Annotated in this window: 10 protein-coding genes; 4 read left to right on the top strand and 6 right to left on the bottom strand. The window is 58.4% G+C overall.

Translation table 11 applies throughout. From position 1 onward, the window contains the following. Window positions 1-22: 22 nt before the first annotated feature. The 4 genes from IEI95_RS11620 to IEI95_RS11605 form a co-directional block, all read right to left on the bottom strand. Entirely contained in the window at window positions 23-4,639 is a 4,617-nt protein-coding gene (locus tag IEI95_RS11620; protein WP_194416453.1) for a beta strand repeat-containing protein, read from the bottom strand. Window positions 4,640-4,862: 223 nt separating this feature from the next. Then, window positions 4,863-5,501 carry an exopolysaccharide biosynthesis protein gene (locus IEI95_RS11615; RefSeq protein ID WP_194416452.1) on the bottom strand — a complete coding sequence of 213 codons (639 nt, stop codon included), beginning with the start codon at window positions 5,499-5,501 and terminating at the stop codon, window positions 4,863-4,865. A gap of 110 nt (window positions 5,502-5,611) precedes the next feature. Further along, window positions 5,612-7,465, bottom strand: coding sequence for an ABC transporter ATP-binding protein (locus IEI95_RS11610; protein ID WP_071203868.1), 1,854 nt, complete (start codon window positions 7,463-7,465; stop codon window positions 5,612-5,614). 79 nt (window positions 7,466-7,544) lie between these two features. Continuing rightward, window positions 7,545-8,708, bottom strand: coding sequence for a M20 aminoacylase family protein (locus tag IEI95_RS11605; RefSeq protein WP_156537118.1), 1,164 nt, complete (start codon window positions 8,706-8,708; stop codon window positions 7,545-7,547). 279 nt (window positions 8,709-8,987) lie between these two features. On the opposite strand from IEI95_RS11605, the gene IEI95_RS11600 reads away from it, so the two are divergent. From IEI95_RS11600 to IEI95_RS11585, 4 genes are all read left to right on the top strand, one after another. Continuing rightward, window positions 8,988-10,709 carry a peptide ABC transporter substrate-binding protein gene (locus tag IEI95_RS11600; RefSeq protein WP_194416451.1) on the top strand — a complete coding sequence of 574 codons (1,722 nt, stop codon included), beginning with the start codon at window positions 8,988-8,990 and terminating at the stop codon, window positions 10,707-10,709. A gap of 348 nt (window positions 10,710-11,057) precedes the next feature. After that, complete coding sequence (locus IEI95_RS11595; protein WP_156537120.1) at window positions 11,058-12,764, top strand: peptide ABC transporter substrate-binding protein; 1,707 nt, start codon at window positions 11,058-11,060, stop codon at window positions 12,762-12,764. A 126-nt stretch (window positions 12,765-12,890) separates the two neighbouring features. After that, a complete protein-coding gene (locus tag IEI95_RS11590; protein WP_015917205.1) occupies window positions 12,891-13,901 on the top strand; it encodes an ABC transporter permease in 1,011 nt (336 codons plus the stop codon). Further along, window positions 13,894-14,814: an ABC transporter permease gene (locus IEI95_RS11585; RefSeq protein ID WP_156536025.1), complete on the top strand. Its 921-nt coding sequence runs from the start codon at window positions 13,894-13,896 to the stop codon at window positions 14,812-14,814. The genes IEI95_RS11590 and IEI95_RS11585 overlap by 8 nt, the downstream gene beginning before the upstream one ends. 25 nt (window positions 14,815-14,839) lie before the next feature. Here IEI95_RS11585 and IEI95_RS11580 read toward each other — a convergent pair whose 3' ends face one another. Together IEI95_RS11580 and rbbA are read right to left on the bottom strand one after the other, a co-directional pair. Then, entirely contained in the window at window positions 14,840-15,961 is a 1,122-nt protein-coding gene (locus IEI95_RS11580; RefSeq protein WP_194416450.1) for an ABC transporter permease, read from the bottom strand. 5 nt (window positions 15,962-15,966) lie between these two features. Beyond that, complete coding sequence (gene rbbA / locus IEI95_RS11575) at window positions 15,967-18,711, bottom strand: ribosome-associated ATPase/putative transporter RbbA (protein ID WP_156536024.1); 2,745 nt, start codon at window positions 18,709-18,711, stop codon at window positions 15,967-15,969. Between the last annotated feature and the right edge of the window lie 4 nt (window positions 18,712-18,715).

Raw genomic sequence — 18,715 nt, 5'->3', positions numbered from 1 at the left:
CAGGGCCGGGAGCACTGCTTTATCAGCTCCAGCGGAAGTCGCTGCCCGACATGTTGTCGGCGGTCTTGCCGGACAAGGTCATCTGCATATCTACCGTCCCGTCACCATTGGTATCGACAAACAGAGTTGCCGTATCATTGACGAAATAGGCTTCCGAATTGCCGCTGGCCGAAAGGCTAGTTGATGTCCCAAGGTAGGAGAAGGTGCCGGTCAGCCCGCTGATCACCAGCTTGTCCTCACCATTGACGAAGTCGGTGATCTTGTCCGGGTTCGACGTGGTCGACTTGTCCGCGGAGGTGAAGGTGAAGAGGTCGGATCCGGCCCCGCCCGTCACTGTATCGGAGCCGCTGCTCATATAGATCGTGTCATTGCCAGACCCCAAGTCCACCGTCGTGTTGGTGCTGCCCGACAGCACGATCAAATCGGCCCCCGTACTACCGGTGATATACTCGATATTGGCCGTGGTCAGCGTCGAGGCGGAACCGAGCGTCAACGTGTCAGATCCCGTGCTCAGATCAATCGTCACGCCGGTATACTGGCCGGAAATGGTGATCGTATCGTCATAGGCAGAACCGACCAGGGTTTCGACACTGGAGACGGTCGCGGTCGCGGCTTTCTCAAAGTTCAGGTAGTCCGCGCCTGTACCCAAGAAATACTGGCCGTTGGAGATTTCCGTGTCCCTGATATAGACCACATCGGTATTGCTGCCGCCGGTGACGGATTCGACATTATAGAGGCTGATCATATTGGAATAATTGCCGAGCGTGACCACGTCGTTGCCGTCGGCCAGGTTGAGTTCGATGCCCGACACCTGAGCACCCAATGTCACCTTGTCGTCGCCGGAGCCACCCGTGACCGTTTCAACGCCGACGATTGTCACCGTGCTCGAAGAAGAAGCCAGCTTGACTTCGTCCTTGTCCCCACCCAGTGAAATATAGCCGCTATAGGTCGTGCTGTTGATGGCGATATAGTCAGCCATGGACTGACCGATGATGGTTTCCGCATTCGCCACCGTCACCGTATTGGTTGTGTCGGCCAGCGTCAGCTTGTCGGAACCATCGCCCAGATCGATAAATCCACCGGTCCATTGCGTGGCCAGCGTGATGATGTCGGCATTGGAGCCGCCATTGACCGTCTCAACGTTCGAAACCGTTGCCGTCAGGCCCGCGCTCCAGCTCAGGGTATCCTGGCCATCGCCCAGATTAAGAGTTGCCCCGCCGATCGAACCGCTGACAGTCAGCACATCGTCGCCGGTTGACCCGACCACCGTTTCGACATTGGCGATCGTGACGGTTCCGGATTCGCCGAACGTCAGCAGGTCATTGCCGCTGCCCAGATCCAGCGTGCCGCCGGTATAGACGCCAGACAAGGTGATGTCGTCGATCATCGAGCCGCCAGTCACCGTTTCGATATTTTCCACCGTCACTGTATTGTTGGCGGAAGACAGGATCAGGCGGTCACTGCCAGCATTGAGATTGATAAAGCCATCCGTAATCTGTTCGCCAAGGGTGATGACGTCGCTGCCGACATCGCCGAGGATGGATTCCGCGCCGGTGACGGTGACGGTGCCACCCAGTTCCGACATTTGCAGAACATCGTTGCCGGCCCCAAGCTTGATCGTGGTTGCCGTTATCGCGTCTGAAAACTCGACAGTATCGTCTTTCTCACCCCCGGTCACCGTTTCGACGCCCGACAGGGTCACCGTGTTGCCGAATGCCGAGAAGATCACGCCATCCTGACCTGCGCCCAGGTTGATATAGCCCGATGCACCTTCGGCAAGCGTGATAAGATCGGCGGCAGCACCACCCGTCACTGTTTCAACGCCTGAAACGGTCGCCGTGCCGCCGACATCGCCGATGATGAACTGGTCATTGCCGGCACCAAGCGAAATCGTGCCACCGGTCATATAGGCGGAAAGGGTAATGATGTCGTCGACAGCCGACCCGACAATCGTTTCGATGCTGGAGACCGTCAGCGTACCGCCTTCACCCGCCAGCGTCAGGCTGTCAAGACCATTGCCGAGATTGAGGGTCATGCCGGTCGTGCTGGAGGCCAGCGTGAACACGTCGCTGTTGGTGCCCCCGGTGATGCTTTCCACATTGGCAAGTGTGGCCGTATTGGCATAATTGCCGAAGATAACGGTGTCATTGCCATCGCCAAGGTCAATATCGACACTGGTGACTGTCGCGTTGAACCGGATGACTTCATCGCCGGTACCACCGATGATCGTCTCCACATTGGCAGCCGTGACCGATCCACCATTATCCTGGAATTTCAAGATATCGTTGCCATCGCCCAGATCGATCATGGTCGCGCCGCCGACCGTGCCGATGACGACCGTATCCGAACCGGAACCGCCGGTGATGGTTTCGACATTGGAAATCGTGATGAGGTTCTTCATGGCGGTCGCGTCGGCGTCATCGACATCGGCCATGATGATGGTATCGATGCCGTCGGCAAGATCGATACTGCCCTTGAACCCACTGGCAAGGATGATTTTCTGGGTTCCGGCTCCGCCGACCAGCGTTTCGACATTCTGCACGGTCACAGTCGCACTGCCACCGATCGTCAACGTATCGTCACCCGCATCGAGGTCGATCGTGCCAATGGTCACGGTTCCTGAAACCGTCACGACGTCGTCCGCATCACCGCCGATAATCGTTTCGATATTGACTGCGGTCAGGGTGCCGCCCTCATTACTCAGCGTCAGTTGATCGAGGCCCTTGCCAAGGTCAATCGTACCGGCCGACATGTCGGTGCCGAGCGTGATCACGTCGCTGGACGTGCCCGCATTGATGGTCTCAACATTCCGGAGTTCGGCTATATTGTTGTAATTGCCGAAGGTGACGCTGTCATTGCCCGCACCCAGGTCGAGATAGACGTTCTCCGCGGCCCGATCAAATTTGACGACATCGATGCCGTCATCGCCGATGATGGTCTCGATATTGCGGGCGGTGATCGTGCCACCTTTCATGATGGTCACCGTATCGTTGCCGGTACCCAGATCGATCAGCGAGCCGGTAATGGCGCTGGTGATATACACTTCATCGGTCAAGGTGCCGCCGACGATGGTTTCAATTCCGGCGATGGAAACGGTATTATCAAAATCGCCCATCGTGAGCTTGTCGGAGCCGGAGCCGAGCGAGATCAGATTGCCGGTCAACAGGGTCTTGTAAAGGATCTGCTCGCTGGCGGAACTGCCCAGAATTGTCTCGACGTTTGAAATGGTCAAGGTTCGTCCGGAACCGGTAAGCGTCAATGTATCATCGCCGCCCTTAAGATCGATTTCGCCACCCGTCGAGGCGACCGAAAAACTGATCGTGTCTTCACCATCACCACCGATCAGGGTTTCGACACCGGAAATATTGATGGTGTTGGAACCATCGGCCAGGGTCAGCTTGTCCATGCCGGTGCTGAGATTGATCGTGCCCTTGGTCAGCTCGGTGGTCAGCGTGATGATGTCGCTGGAACTGTCGCCGGTAATGGTTTCGACATTGGCGAAAGTGACATTGTTGTTGTACTTGCCCAGGGTTACGCGGTCGCCATCGTCGTCCAGATCGATCAGGCCGCCGGTTATCTGCGTTTTGAAAATAATATAGTCTTTGGTTTCACTGCCGATGATATTCTCGACATTTTTCAAGGTGGCCGTGCCGCCGTCTTCATTGAAGACCAGTGTATCTTCGCCGGCTCCGAGATCGATCAAGCCGCCGGACTTGGCCTCCTGCATGTAGATAAAATCGCTGCTAGCGCCACCATAAATGGTCTCGACACCATAGACACTGACGGAATTGATAAAATCTCCCAGAACGAGCGTATCATTGCCGCCATTCAGAGAAACATATCCGCCGGTAAACACACTCCCGATCGTGACGTGATCGCTTCCGCTCGATCCGACGATGCTTTCGGCACCTAAGATTGTCAGCTTATTGGTATAATTGCTGAGAACGACAGTATCATCGCCTTCACCGGCATCGATCCTGAAATTGGAAGCCTTGCTGTTCAGCTGAATGCGGTCGTCGCCGCTGCCAGCCACGATTGTTTCGGTATTGGAAACATAGACCGTGCCGCCGCCATCGCCCAGGCTGACAGAGTCGTTGCCCGAACCGAGATCCACGCGGCGGGTCTGATCGCCGCTTTTATTCTCCATAATCACGATATCCGACTTGGTACTGCCGGTAACCGTCTCAACATCGATCAGGGTGAGCGAATTGTCGAATTTGCCGAGGATCACCCGGTCCGAACCGGTTCCGAGATCGATATAGGTTCCGAGCGCCTGGGCGCTCATCGTCAAATAGTCATTGCCCTGGCCAGCGACGATCGTTTCCACATTGAGGATGGTTGCGGTGACGCCAAGGTCTGAAAAGGTCAGGCTGTCAATGCCCGCGCCCAGATCGATGTAACCTGAGGTAGCCTTGGTATCGTAGAAAATCGAATCCGCACCGGTACCGCCCAAAACGGATTCGACATTGGACAATGTCACATCATTGTCGAAATTGCCAAGGATCAGCTTGTCGCTGCCACCGCCAAGATCAAGGTAAGCGCCCGAAACCTGATCGGTCAGGAGAATAATGTCCGTTGCACTCGTTCCAGTCAAACCATCAAGACTGCTTACAGTCGTTGTCTTATTAGACGTTGCCACGGCAAATCCCCATTGTGGTAATTGCCGACGCAGGTCAGCAACAAAGCGTTTAGTCGACATACGCTCGACCGGCGATCATGGGGAAAGATAGGAAGCGAAGCTGTCGCGAAACTTGCCATATGGTCGATTAGCAACCCAAAAGCCGTAAAGAAATGGCGAGACACGCCCTGGTAAACGTCACCGCCATTCCGGCAGCGCAGGGCTCAGTCCCAGGCAATTCGGTTTAGCCAAAGGATATGCTGAACAGCAACAAGGCCGCCTTGCCGAGCGCCACAATCACGCCCGCGACAACCACAATCGACAGAAGAAACATCACACTGCCCGCCAGAGCGTAAAGCCCGTCCTTCTCCAGAAGCGCGAAGGCAAACAGCGACAGGGCAATGGCTGGCAAGATATTGCCGAGCGGAATGGGCAATGCGAGAACGATGGCCAGAATGAAGGCCATGATCCCCAGAAGGTTTTCCGCCGGTCCCTTTACCAGCAGGCCAAAGCGCGGCTTCAGCAGCCTCTCGCCCCGGGCAAGCCAGGGCACGATCCTGGCGACGATGGCGGAAAAATCGGCCCGCGCCAGTGATCGTTTGGTGATCCAGCCCGGCAGCCAGGGCTGCCAGCCCAGCATCAACTGTGCCGCCAGAAAGACCAGCGGCGCGCCAGTTATGGCGGATGTGCCAGGCGGGGTCGGTACGATATTGGGAAGCGCGAAGATCAGGATCAATGCGCCAAAAGCCCGATCGCCGAGCGCTGCAAACAGATCGCCGATTGAGACCCGCGCCCGCGTTTCATCCTCGGCAATCCGAAAAAGGATCTGCGAAAGCGGCAGGGCCTCCGTCTGCTCCGCGTCACCGCCCACTTTCTGATCCATTACCGCTCCTCAAAGGTCGATACGGAACCCGAAAAACGCTCCGCCGCGAGCGGCATATGGAAAGTCCCCGCGACGAGCGCAAGGGTCGATAGAGAAAGGACCAGCGGCGCTTACACCGTTTCCTGCACCAGATGACCCGCCGAGACCTCCCGGTAATGGCGCGCCGGAGGTTCATAGCCCAAGGGCCGCACCGGGCTCTTGATTTCATCGGTCGACATTTGCCGGGTGATGTTGCGGCGCGCCGGATCGGGCACCGGCACCGCGGCGATCAGCTTTTTGGTATAGGGATGCTGCGGATTGTCAAACACCGCCTGGCGCGGGCCGATTTCAACGATTTCACCCAGATACATCACCGCAACCCGGTGGCTGACGCGCTCCACCACGGCCATGTCGTGGGAAATGAACAGATAGGCGAGATTGAAGCTTTCCTGCAAATCGAGCAGCAGGTTGCAGACCTGCGCCTTGATCGATACGTCGAGCGCCGAGACCGCTTCGTCGGCGACGATCACTTTCGGATCGAGCATCAGCGACCGGGCAATGGCGACGCGCTGGCGCTGGCCGCCTGAAAACTCATGCGGGTAGCGGCGCATCATATCGGCGCTGAGGCCGACGCGCTGCAACAGATCGGCGGCCTTTTCGCGCGCCTGTGCCTTGGTGCCGAGATTATGCTCCAGAAAAGGCTCCATCACCGCGGTGCCAACCGACATGCGCGGATCAAGGCTGGCAAACGGGTCCTGAAACACCATCTGGATGCTGCGGCGCATCTTGCGCAGGGTGCTACTGTCGAGCGACATGACATTATAACCATCAAGCGCAATCGTGCCGCTGCTCGGCTCTATCAGCCGGGTGATCGAGCGGCCCGTCGTCGACTTGCCGCAACCGGATTCACCGACAAGCGACAGGGTCTCGCCGGGCCTGAGATCGAAGCTGACATTTTCCACCGCATGCACGGCGCCGGATTTACGCCCCAGCAGGCCAGAGCGAATAGCAAAACGTGTCGTCAGATTTTTCACTTCGAGGATCGGGCGCGGCACCATGTCGAGGGCGCCGACTTCCGCTTCCTCGACCAGGGTGTCACCGGTCTTGATGTCGATCACCGGAAACCGCATCGGCAAGGCATGGCCATTCATCGAACCGAGTTTCGGCACCGCCGACAGCAGTGCCCGCGTATAGGGATGCTGGCCGCGGTTGAAAATATCATCCGTCGTGCCGCCTTCGACCATTTCTCCCCGGAACATCACGATGGTGCGGTCGGACACCTCTGCCACAACTCCCATGTCATGGGTGATGAACAGCACCGACATGCCCTCTTCTTCCTGCAGGACCTTGATCAGGTCGAGGATCTGGCCCTGGATGGTCACATCCAGCGCCGTGGTCGGCTCGTCGGCGATCAGCAGTTTAGGCTTGGTGGCCAGTGCCATGGCGATCATCACGCGCTGGCGCATTCCACCGGAAAACTGGTGAGGGAATTCATCGAACCGACTTTTGGCATTGGGAATGCGGACCTTTTCCAACAGCCGGATCACTTCGGATTTCGCCTCTGCCCTGGAAATATCGCGGTGGCACAGGATAGCCTCGGCGATCTGCTTGCCAATCGGGAAAATCGGGTTGAGGCTGGTCATCGGCTCCTGGAAGATCATCGCAATATCATTGCCGCGCACCCGGCGCATCTCTTCCGGCGCCAGCGTCAGCAATTCACGACCGTTCAGCTTGATGCTGCCCTCGATCCGGCTGAAATTCTTCGGCAGCAATTGCATGATCGACAGGGAGGTCACACTCTTGCCCGAGCCGGATTCGCCGACAATGGCGACGGTCTCACGCGGCGCGACATCGAAGCTCATGTTGCGCACCACGGAAGACCACTGGTCGCCGATCCGAAACGAGGTGGTCAGATTGCGCACGGACAGAACCGGCTGGACATGCCCGCCCTGAATTGCGCCCTGAGTGGTGAGATCTTCAGCCATAGGCCCGTTTTCCCCTGTTTTCGGCCTCGATTTCACGACCGAGGCACTTTATTATTGATCCACCGCGACAAACACGGTGTCAGGCTGCCAAACCGGTTTCGGCCAATTCCACCCAATAGCTGATGCCATAAGGAATGGCCTCGTCATTGAAGTCATAAGCCGGGTGGTGCAGATTGGCGGTATCGCCGACCCCTAAGAAAATGAAGGCGCCCGGACGGCTTTCCAGCATGTAGGAAAAGTCCTCGGCGCCCATTTTAGGCGCCATATCGGTCTTCACCCGGTTTTCACCAGAGATCTTGGCAGCAACCGAGGCGGCAAACTCAGTCTCTTCGGCGTGATTGAAGGTAACGGGATAGCCACGATGATAATGCACTTCGGCGATAGCACCATGCGCCATGGCCGTGGCGCTTGCCACTTCCTGCACACGCTTTTCGGCAAAATCGCGGATCTGCGGCAACAGGGTGCGCACGGTGCCGGTCAGCGTCACATCCATCGGAATGACATTATAGGCATCGCCGCCATGGGTGGTGGTGACGCTGATAACCAGCGATTCCAGCGGATCGACGCCGCGCGACACAATCGATTGCAAGGCAATGATCACATGCGCCGAAATCAGCACCGGATCGACCGACATATGCGGCTGGGCCGCATGGCTGCCCTTGCCCTTGATGGTAATCTCGAACGTATCGGACGCTGCCATCAGCGAGCCCTTGCGGATGGCGAAATCGCCGAGCGGCACGCCCGGCGCATTGTGCATGCCGAACACTTGGGAAATGCCAAATTTTTCCATCATTCCGTCCTGCACCATGGCAAGACCACCGCCGCCGCCTTCTTCCGCTGGCTGGAAGATCACCGCAACCGAACCCGCAAAGTTGCGGGTCTCAGCCAGGTGCTTCGCCGCCCCCAGCAACATGGCGGTGTGGCCGTCATGGCCGCAGGCATGCATCTTGCCCGGCACCGTCGAAGCCCAGGGCGCGCCCGTGATCTCGGTGATCGGCAAGGCATCCATGTCGGCACGCATGCCAATGGTGGTACCCTCGCCGCGATTGCCCTTGATGATGCCAACGACACCCGTTCTGCCAATGCCGGTTTCCACCACGTCGCAGCCGAATTCCTTCAGCTTCTGCGTGACAAAAGCGGCTGTCTGATGCACATCGAACAACAGTTCCGGTGTCTGGTGCAAATGGCGCCGCCAGCCTGCGACCTCTTCCTGCAAGGCGCTGGCACGGTTCAAAATGGGCATGAATGACCTCTTTTTGCTGTTCCCATCCGATTTTCGATGGCATACTGTTCATCAACTCTGGCGTTTTGCAAGTCGCAAATGCAATGAATGAACAAAAAATAGCCTGAAATGGCAATGGCCCAAAACTTAATCAGATCAGCGCTCTGGGTCACGTTCGAATGCCAAAGCGCTCCGTCATCTTGTCTGTTATTTTAGTAGATTAAACCTCTGCGTTCTTGACTCTGGGCGCCGTGCTGCGAAGCAATGCGATCATCTCAACCAAAGCAGGACACGGCAACCATGACGTATAACAGGCCCTTAAGGGCGCTATCGGCAGCCGCCATTTTCGCAGCGACGGGCGCACTTGTCAGTACCCCTGCCATAGCCGCACGCGGCACGGATGGCGACGTAAAGATCCTGTTCTGGCAGGCCGTTTCCAACCTCAATCCCTATCTGTCGGGCGGCAGCAAGGAAGTCTATGCCGCCTCGATGGTGATCGAGCCGCTGGCCGGTTTCGACGAGCAGGGCAATCTGTTCACCCGGCTCGCCGCTGAAATCCCCACCGTCGACAATGGCGGCATCGCCAAGGACATGACCTCGATCACCTGGAAATTGAAACCGGGTCTAACCTGGTCGGACGGCGGTACTGTCAGCGCCGATGACGTGGTGTTCACCTGGAAATATTGCATGGCGCCCGGCGGCGGCTGCGCCCAGGCCGCAAAGTTTGACGGGGTGAAATCGGTGGAGGCCATCGACCCGCTGACCGTGAAAGTGACGTTTGACGCCCCCAAGCCCTTTCCCTACAGCGCCTTCGTCGGCCAGCTCTCGCCTGTTATCCAACAGTCCCAGTTCAAGGATTGCCTGGGTGAAAAAGCCCCACAATGCACCGAGGCCAATTTCAAGCCGCATGGCACCGGACCCTTCATCGTCCGGGATTTCAAACCCAATGACGTCGTGCTGTTTGACGCCAATCCGCGCTACCGCGATCCGGCCAAGCCAGCTTTTGCGAGCATTACCCTGAAAGGTGGCGGCGATGCGATGTCGGCGGCCCGCGCCGTGCTGGAAACCGGCGAATATGATTTTGCCTGGAATACGGTGGTGGAACCTGAAGTGACGGAATCCATGCTGAAAGCCGGCAAGGGCACCATGACCTCGGCCTTCAGCTCTACGGTCGAGCGCATTCAACTTAACCCCTACGCCGTCGATGCGACCCTCGGTGCCAAACGCTCCACCAAGGAGGCTGGCCCCCATCCTGCCCTATCAGACCCTAGAGTACGCCGGGCGCTGGCGCTCGCCATCGACCGCGACGTGATCGTTGAGGCAGGCTATGGTGCCGCTGGCCAACCAACCTGCAACATCATTCCAGCCCCGGATATTTTCGCCTCCAAGGCCAAGACCTGGTGCGGAAAGCAGGACCTGGACGGGGCCAACACACTGCTGGACGAAGCAGGCTGGAAAAAAGGCCCCGACGGCATCCGCGTAAAGGATGGCCGAAAACTGTCCTTCCTGTTCCTGACGACCACCAATTCGGTGCGCCAGGGCACGCAGGTTCTGGTCAAGGACATGTGGTCACAGATCGGCGTCGAAACCGAATTGCGCAATGTCTCCGCTTCGGTGTTCTTCGGCGGCGATCCAGCCAGCCCCGACACCTATCAGAAGTTATATGCCGACGTGCAAATGTATGCCAGCGGCTTTGAAAGCACCGATCCTGAGAAATTCATGGGTGGCTTCACCTGCGAAAAAATCCCTACTCCCGCTAATAACTGGCAGGGTGAGAACATCGCCCGCTACTGCGATCCGGCCTATGACAAGCTGCTGAGCGAGCTGCGCAGGACCTCCGGCACCGAAAAACGCGCCGAACTGGTCCGCGCCCTCAACGATATGATCGTCAATGACGGCCTGGTCATTCCACTGGTCAATCGCGGCGAACCCTCAGCCATCTCGAACACGCTGAAGGGTGCAAAGCTCAATCCCTGGGATTCACAGTTGTGGAATGTTGCGGATTGGACCCGTAGCAAGTAAGATCCATTATAAGAAGCGCATATTGATACGCGACATGCTGGCGCCACTGACGCCAGCATGTCTGAAGCGCCTTGCCACCGAATGGTATATTGGCCAGCACCCTATCCACAGTTGATACACGGTCCCGCATTTTCCATCTTGAATGAAAAATAAGCTTGTGATTTTATAGCCCAAAATTTGGGCAAACCAATCATCAGGACAGGCAATCCGATCAGGCCCAGAGGGGATCAGGGCCATATACTCTTTAAATTCAATGCCATTAAGGCAATGGGGAAAATTGGCAGCGTCCTTGCATGCGCTGCCAGAAGAAAACTCTCGTTCACGAGATTAACAAGGGAACAGCAAACCATGCGTAACATCCGGTTCATTCTGGCGGCATCCGTCGCGTCATTGATGATGACGGGCGCGCCAGCCATGGCCCAGCGCGGCAGTGATGGCGATCTGAAGATGCTTTTCTGGCAGGCCGTGTCCACCATGAACATCTATCTGTCCGGCGGCACCAAGGAGCAATATGCATCCTCCATCGTCATTGAGCCGCTGGCTGGCTTCGATGAAAAAGGCGAATTGGTTCCCAAGCTGGTTGACAGCATCCCGACCGTGGAAAACGGCGGCGTCTCCAAGGATCTGACCAGCATCACCTGGAAATTGTCGAACGGCATCAAATGGTCGGATGGCACGCCGGTTACCGCCGATGACGTGATCTTCACCTGGCAATATTGCACGGCAGATGGCGGCGGTTGCGCCCAGAAGCAGAAATATGATGGTGTAAAGAGCGTCGAAGCGATTGATCCGCAGACCATCAAGGTCACATTCACCTCGCCAAAGCCCTATCCCTATTCGGCTTTTGTCGGCTCACAGGCGCCGATCATCCAGAAGGCCCAGTTCAAGGATTGCCTAGGCCCCAAGGCCCCGGAATGCACGGCTGCCAACTTTGCCCCTATTGGCACCGGCCCCTTCAAGGTCAAGGAATTCAAGCCGAACGACGTGATCACCTTCACGGCCAATGAAAACTACCGCGATCCGGCCAAGCCCGCCTTTGCAACCGCCACGCTGAAGGGCGGCGGCGATGCGCTGTCAGCGGCCCGCGCCGTGATGGAAACCGGCGAATACGACTATGCCTGGAACATGCAGGTCGAGCCTGAAGTGCTGGCAACCATGGAAGCTGCCGGCAAGGGGAAGATCATCACCGCTTTCGGCAGCCAGGTCGAGCGTATCAACCTCAACTTCACCAATGCCGATCCTGCCCTGGGCGACAAGCGCTCCACCAAGGAAGGCGGCCCGCATCCGTCCCTGTCCGATCCGGCTGTGCGCAAGGCGCTGTCCATGGCCATCGACCGCGACGTGATTGTCGAAGCTGGTTATGGCCTTGCCGGCAAGCCGACCTGCAATATTGTCCCCGGCCCGGATATCTATGTCTCCACCACCAATGACTGGTGCCTGAAGCAGGATATCGACGGCGCGAACAAGCTGCTGGACGATGCTGGCTGGAAAAAGGGCTCTGACGGCATCCGCGCCAAGAACGGCGTCAAGCTGAACTTCCTCTACCTGACCTCGACCAACTCCGTCCGCCAGGGCACCCAGGCGCTGGTCAAGGATATGTGGTCGCAAATCGGCGTTGGCGCTGAACTGCGCAATGTGTCTGCCTCGGTATTCTTCGGCGGCGATCCGTCCAGCCCGGACACGTTCCAGAAATTCTACGCCGACGTGGAAATGTACACCAACAATTTCGACGGCACCGACCCGGAAGCCTATATGGCCGAATGGATGTGCGACAAGATCCCCAGCCCGGCAAACGGCTGGCAGGGCCAGAACATGCCGCGCTATTGCAATCCGGACTATGACAAGCTCGTCACCAAGCTTTCCCAGACCGCCAAGATCGAAGAACGCGTCGAGATCGTCAAAAAGCTCAATGACATGCTGACGGAAGCCGGCGCGCATCTGCCGCTCGTCTATCGCGGTCAGCCTTCGGCCTTCGCCGCAAGTCTCCAGGGCATCAAGATGACCGGCTGGGACAGCGAGTTGTGGAACATCGCCGACTGGTCGCGCGCCAAGTAACAAGCGCCTTGCCGGACCCGCATGACGCGGGTCCGGTGAGCTGGCGGTTGTCGGCCACCCTTGGGCGCCGACGCCCCGTTCCAGCTTCATCTCTCCTCCCTGGCGCGCCCGGAGATATAAAAAATAATGTTTACCTATACGATCCGGCGATTGCTGTTTGCCATCCCGACCCTGCTGATCATCAGCTTCATCATTTTCGCGCTGCTGGCGATGGCGCCCAACAATCCGCTCGGCGATTTGCCGCTAACGATCCCGCCGGAAGTCCGCGAACAGATGCGCGCCGCCCTTGGCCTCGACCAGCCAATGATCGTCCGCTTCTTCCTGTGGCTGAAGCAGTTCTTCATCAATGAGCCGCTGAATATTTTCGAGCAGATCACCGGCCTGACCGTCGGCTCCGGCCAGCGTCTGCGAGTCCTGTCCTGGACCACCCGCAGCCCCGTCGTTGACCTGATCGTCCAACGCATGCCGCAGACACTCTGGGTTGTCGGCCTGTCCTATGTGTTCGGCGTATTGCTGGCCATTCCGCTTGGCGTCATCTCCGCCTACAAGCAATATTCGATCTTCGACCAGATCGGCACCTTCGTTTCCATGGTCGGCTATTCCGTGCCAACCTTCTTTACCGGCGTGCTACTGATCGTGATCTTCTCCTCGACCCTGCACTGGTTCCCATCGGTCTACGATACCAATCTCCAGGTGGTGGACTGGACAAGCTTCGTCGCCCAGGTCAAGCAGATGGTGCTGCCGGTCATGGTGCTGACGCTCTATAATACCTCGCAGATCAGCCGATTCGTGCGCGCTTCCATGCTGGACAATCTGCATCAGGACTATGTGCGTACCGCACGAGCCAAGGGCGTCAAGGAAAAGACCGTGCTGCTGGTGCATGTGCTGCGCAACAGCCTGATCCCGGTTGTAACAGTGATTGCGCTGGGCGTGCCGACGATCTTTTCCGGCGCGATCATCACCGAGCAGATTTTCCGGGTCAACGGTCTTGGCCAATTGCTGATCACCGCCATCCAGAGCGGCGACTTGCCGCTGGTGCAGACACTGACCTTCATCTTCGCCGTGCTGATCGTACTCTTCAATCTTATTGCCGACGTGTTGTACGGCATTCTCGATCCGAGGATCCGCTATGACTGATGTGCCCACTCTCGCCACCCAGGCCAAAGCCGACCGCTCGCAATCCTTCAGCGCCCAGCTCTGGGGTCAATTCCGCCGCCATACCGGCGGGGTGATCGGCCTTGTCGTCTTCGTGCTGATCGTTCTGGCCGTCTATGTCGGGCCTTTGATCCACCGCGTCGATCCAAACAAGCTGAATATCCGCGACAAGAACCAGGGACCGTCCTGGGTCCATCCGTTCGGCACCGATAATCTCGGCCATGATCTGTTCGCGCAGGTTCTGGCCGGTGGGCAAATCTCGCTGGCGGTCGGCATGGTCGCCATGTTGATTTCGCTGTTCGTCGGCACGTTGGTTGGAGTGCTCTCAGGCTATTTCAAGCGGATCGACGGGCCATTGATGCGCATCACCGATCTGTTCCTGGCACTGCCGATCCTGCCGCTGCTCTTGGTCATCACCATGCTGTTTCGTGATGTGCTGCGCGCCGCCTTCGGCCCGGAAGCCGGGATTTTCATCCTGATCGTCTTCGTCATCGGCATTACCAGCTGGATGCACACCGCCCGCATCGTGCGCGGCGATGTGCTGACGGTGAAAAACCAGGAATTTGTGCTGGCCGCCAAGGCGAGCGGCATGCGCGAATACCGGGTGATCCTCAAGCATATCGTCCCCAATGTGCTCAGCTCCGTCATGGTCTCGGCCACGCTCGGCATTGCCTCGGCGATCATCACGGAATCGGCCCTGAGCTTTCTCGGCCTCGGCTTCCCCTCCGACTTCCCGACCTGGGGTCGATTGCTCTATGACGGTGTAAACTTCCTGCAAATCACCCCGGCCCGTGCCATCTGGCCGGGTCTGGCGATTTCGCTCACCGTCCTCAGCGTCAACTATATCGGCGATGGCATCCGTGATGCGCTCGATCCGCGCTCAATGAAACGCTGATCTTTTATCCGGTCCGGACGTTCATTCACTGCTGCGCAGCGATGAACGTCCGGAAGCGGCTGAGACTGAACAGGAAAAATACCAACCCGATGCCAAGCGTCGCGGTAAATTGCGGCCAGACCACCTCGAATCCAGCGCCGCGATAGAGAATGGCCTGCGAAAAGGCGACGAAATGGGTCGAAGGTGAGACCTGCATGGCGTTTTGCAGCCATTGCGGCTGGCTTTCCAGTGGGGTGAACCCGCCTGACAGGATATTCATCGGCAAAGCGGTGAGGATGAACAGCAGCGCCAGTTGCGGCATGCTGCGGGCCAGCGTCCCTAAAAACAGCCCGAACGAGGTGACGAAAAACAGGTAGAGTGCCACGCCCGCCATGTAGAGCGTCAGTGAGCCGGTAATGTGCATGCCGAGCACCTTGACCAACACGGTGACGATGGCAAGCAGCGTCATGACCAGAATAACCAGACCATTGGCGGCAAGCTTGCTGACCATGATTTCGACAGGCCTGACCGGCAGGACCAACAAATGTTCCAGCGTCCCATGTTCCCGTTCGCGTACCAAAGCGGCACCCGCCAGCAGGATGGCCAGCATGGTAATATTGTTGATCAGCGCCATCGTGCCGGAAAACCACTCCGAATTCAGCGATTGATTGAAGGCGAGCCGTGTTTCCACCGTCACCGCCTGACTGCTTGAGACGCCGACACGCTGGGCATAAAGCCCGACCTGCTGGCTGACGATCTGCTGGATGGTGCTGGAGCCCACCCCCGCCTGCATCAGCGCGGTCGCGTCAATCAGCAACTGTACAGACGGGTTACGCCCGGCCAAAACATCGGCCTCGAACCGTTCGGGAATATCCAGCACAAAGGTGTAACGCGCCTGGTCCATGGCGCGGTCGATATCCTGGGGCGCGATGGCCACCGGCTTTTGGAAGCGCGGCGGCATCAATCCGTCGAGAATGGAAGACGACAATTGCGACATGTCCCGGTCCACCACAGCCAGCGTCGCATTGCGCAGATCGTGGGAAAGACCGGTCGCCTGGGTATAGATCGCCAGGCTGAAGGCATAGATGACCATGGCCATCAGCACCTTGTCGCGCAAAAGCCCGATCAGTTCCTTGCGAAACAGGGCAAATACCGTGCGAAGATCCATATCCCTTACCTTTCCTGCTTGCGCAGCAGCGACCAGCCAAGCCCGATGGCGCCCATCCAGAACAGGGCCAGCGGCCAGACGAAGCCCATTAGCTCGATAAAGCCCAACCCCTTGGTGAAAGCCCCGACACTGGCGCGCATGAAATAGGTGGTGGGAAACACCAGGCCGATGGCGTGGCCCATGCCCTGCAGCGACGACACCGGCTGCAACAGGCCGGAAAACTGCGTACCGGGCATCATCGTGCCGATGGCGGTGACGAACAGGGCCGCCACCTGGGTTGAGGTGAAGGTCGAACTTAAAATACCGATTGAGGTCGTCGCCAGCACATAGACAAAAGCAGCCACCGATAGACCGGCAAGAGAGCCTTTCAACGGCACGCCGAACAGCCAGACGGACAGCAGGAACATCATCAGGAAGTTGATGAAGCCGATGGCCACATAGGGCAATTGCTTGCCCAGCAGAAATTCCAGCTTGGTGACCGGCGTCACGTAGAGATTGCTGATCGATCCCATTTCCTTTTCCGACACGACGCCAAGCGCCGTCAGGATAGAGGGAATGAACACCAGCAGCAGGGCGATCACCGCTGGCACCATGGCATTCAGACTAAGAAAAGCCTGGTTGTAGCGATAGCGCATTTCCACGCCAGCCACCGACCGGATCGTTCCTCCAGACTGACGGACAATCTCCTGCAAGAACCGCTGATGGGCACCGGAGACATAGCCGAGCGCCGTCTCACCACGGAACGGCATGGCGCCGTCCAACATGGCCAGCACGTTCGGCCGCTTGCCGGCCCGGAGATCAGCGCCGAATTTCTCGGGTATATCAAGCGCCAGCATAATGTCGTTGGCCTTCAACCGCGACAGCATCCCGGCTTCATCTGAGATCGCAGGTTGCAGGGTGAAGGCGGAGGAAGCCGCATAGGCATCAATATAGGCCCGGCTTTCGGCACTCTGGTCGCGGTCGAGGACAGCAAACCGCAGGTGATCGACATCCAGCGTCAGGCCGTAGCCGAAAATCAGCATCAGCAGCGCCGTACCAGCCAGGGCGAAACCCAGCCGGATCTTGTCGCGCATCAGTTCCATCGCCTCGCGCCGGGCATAGGCCATCAGCCGGGCAGGCGAAAACCCCTTGCGCACCAAGGCTCCGGCAGTGTTCTCCGCCACCGTCGCGGCACCGGCCTGCGGCTGGGTTGCTGCGTCAGTCAGGCTTTCCTGCCGCCCTCCCGCCTTCATGAAGGCGATGAAGGCATCGTCCAGGCTGGCGCTGCCGGTCTGCTCTTTCAGCTCTTGCGGGGTGCCGCAGGCAATCACCTTACCAGCATGCATGAAGGCGATGCGGTCGCAGCGCTCGGCTTCCGCCATGAAATGGGTGGACACGAAAATCGTCACGCCGTTTTGCCGTGATTGTTCCACCAGATCGTTCCAGAATCCGTCACGCGCCAGCGGATCGACGCCGGATGTCGGCTCGTCGAGGATCAGGATATCCGGCTGGTGGATCAGCGCCACGGCCAATTGAAGGCGCTGGCGCACTCCGAGCAGCAGATCGCTCGAGAGGGCCTGCAAATAGGGCTGAAGACCGAACTGCTGCGCCAAGGTCTCGATTCGCGCCTTGGCCGCCTCCCCGGTCAGGTCGAAAATCGCCGCATGCAGGTTGAGATTCTGCTGCACGGTCAATTCGGCATAGAGCGAAAAGCCCTGCGACATGTAACCGACCCGACGGCGAGCATCGACATCGCCGGCCCCCGTCTTGGCATCGACCGGCTGGCCAAACAGCCGCGCCTCGCCACTGCTGGCTGGCAAAAGCCCAGTCAGCATTTTCATGGTGGTGGATTTCCCACAGCCATTCGAACCGAGGAAGCCGAAAATTTCACCCTTGGGAATGCGGAAGCTGACATGATCGACAGCGGTAAAAGCCCCGAATGACCGGGTCAGCTCCTTGGCCTCGATAGCAACCTCACCCCGATCCACGAAAGCAAGCCTGGGCGGCGGATCACCATAGCCCTGTTTTGCCGCATCCGGCAGAAGCGCAATGAAAGCCTGTTCCAGGGTTTGCCGCCCGGTTTGTTGCAGCAGGGTCTCGCAGGTGCCATCCGCCAGGATACGGCCATCATACACCAGAACCACGCGCTGGAACCGGCTCGCCTCCTCCATATCTGACGTGGCGGTGATAATGGTCAGGCCGGGCCGCGAGGCCTGGATGCTCTCCACCAGGTCCCAGAACTGCCGTCGTGACAGGGGATCGACCCCGGTCGTCGGCTCATCGAGCAGCAGGAGATCGGGATCATGCACCAGGGCGCAGCACAGGCCGAGCTTCTGCTTCATGCCGCCCGACAGCTTGCCCATCAGCCGGTCACCGAACGGATCAAGCCCAGTCGCCTTCAGCAGCCGGTCAATACGCCCGGCCCGTTCCGTCGCGTCCTGCCCGAACAGCCGGCCGAAGAAGTCGATATTCTCGACAACCGTCAGGTTCGGGTAGAGGTTGCGGCCCAGGCCCTGTGGCATATAGGCGATGCGCGGCTGCACGTCGGTGCGCGCACCGGCGCTCGCCATATCCGCCCCAAGCGCCGTGATCCGGCCTTGCTGGATTTTTTTTGCGCCCGCCAGCAGCGCCAGAAGCGTGGATTTGCCCACTCCGTCCGGCCCGACTAGGGCGACCCGCGATCCAGCCTCGATAGCAAGGTCGATGGCACTCAGGGCCTGACGCTTGCCATAGAAATGGGACAAGCCTGCCAGTTCGACAGCGTTTTCCATAGCT

The organism is Agrobacterium vitis (assembly GCF_014926405.1).
Taxonomy (GTDB): domain Bacteria; phylum Pseudomonadota; class Alphaproteobacteria; order Rhizobiales; family Rhizobiaceae; genus Allorhizobium; species Allorhizobium vitis_H.
The sequence above is the reverse complement of the archived record's forward strand: the minus strand, read 5'-3'. Positions and strand labels throughout refer to the sequence as shown.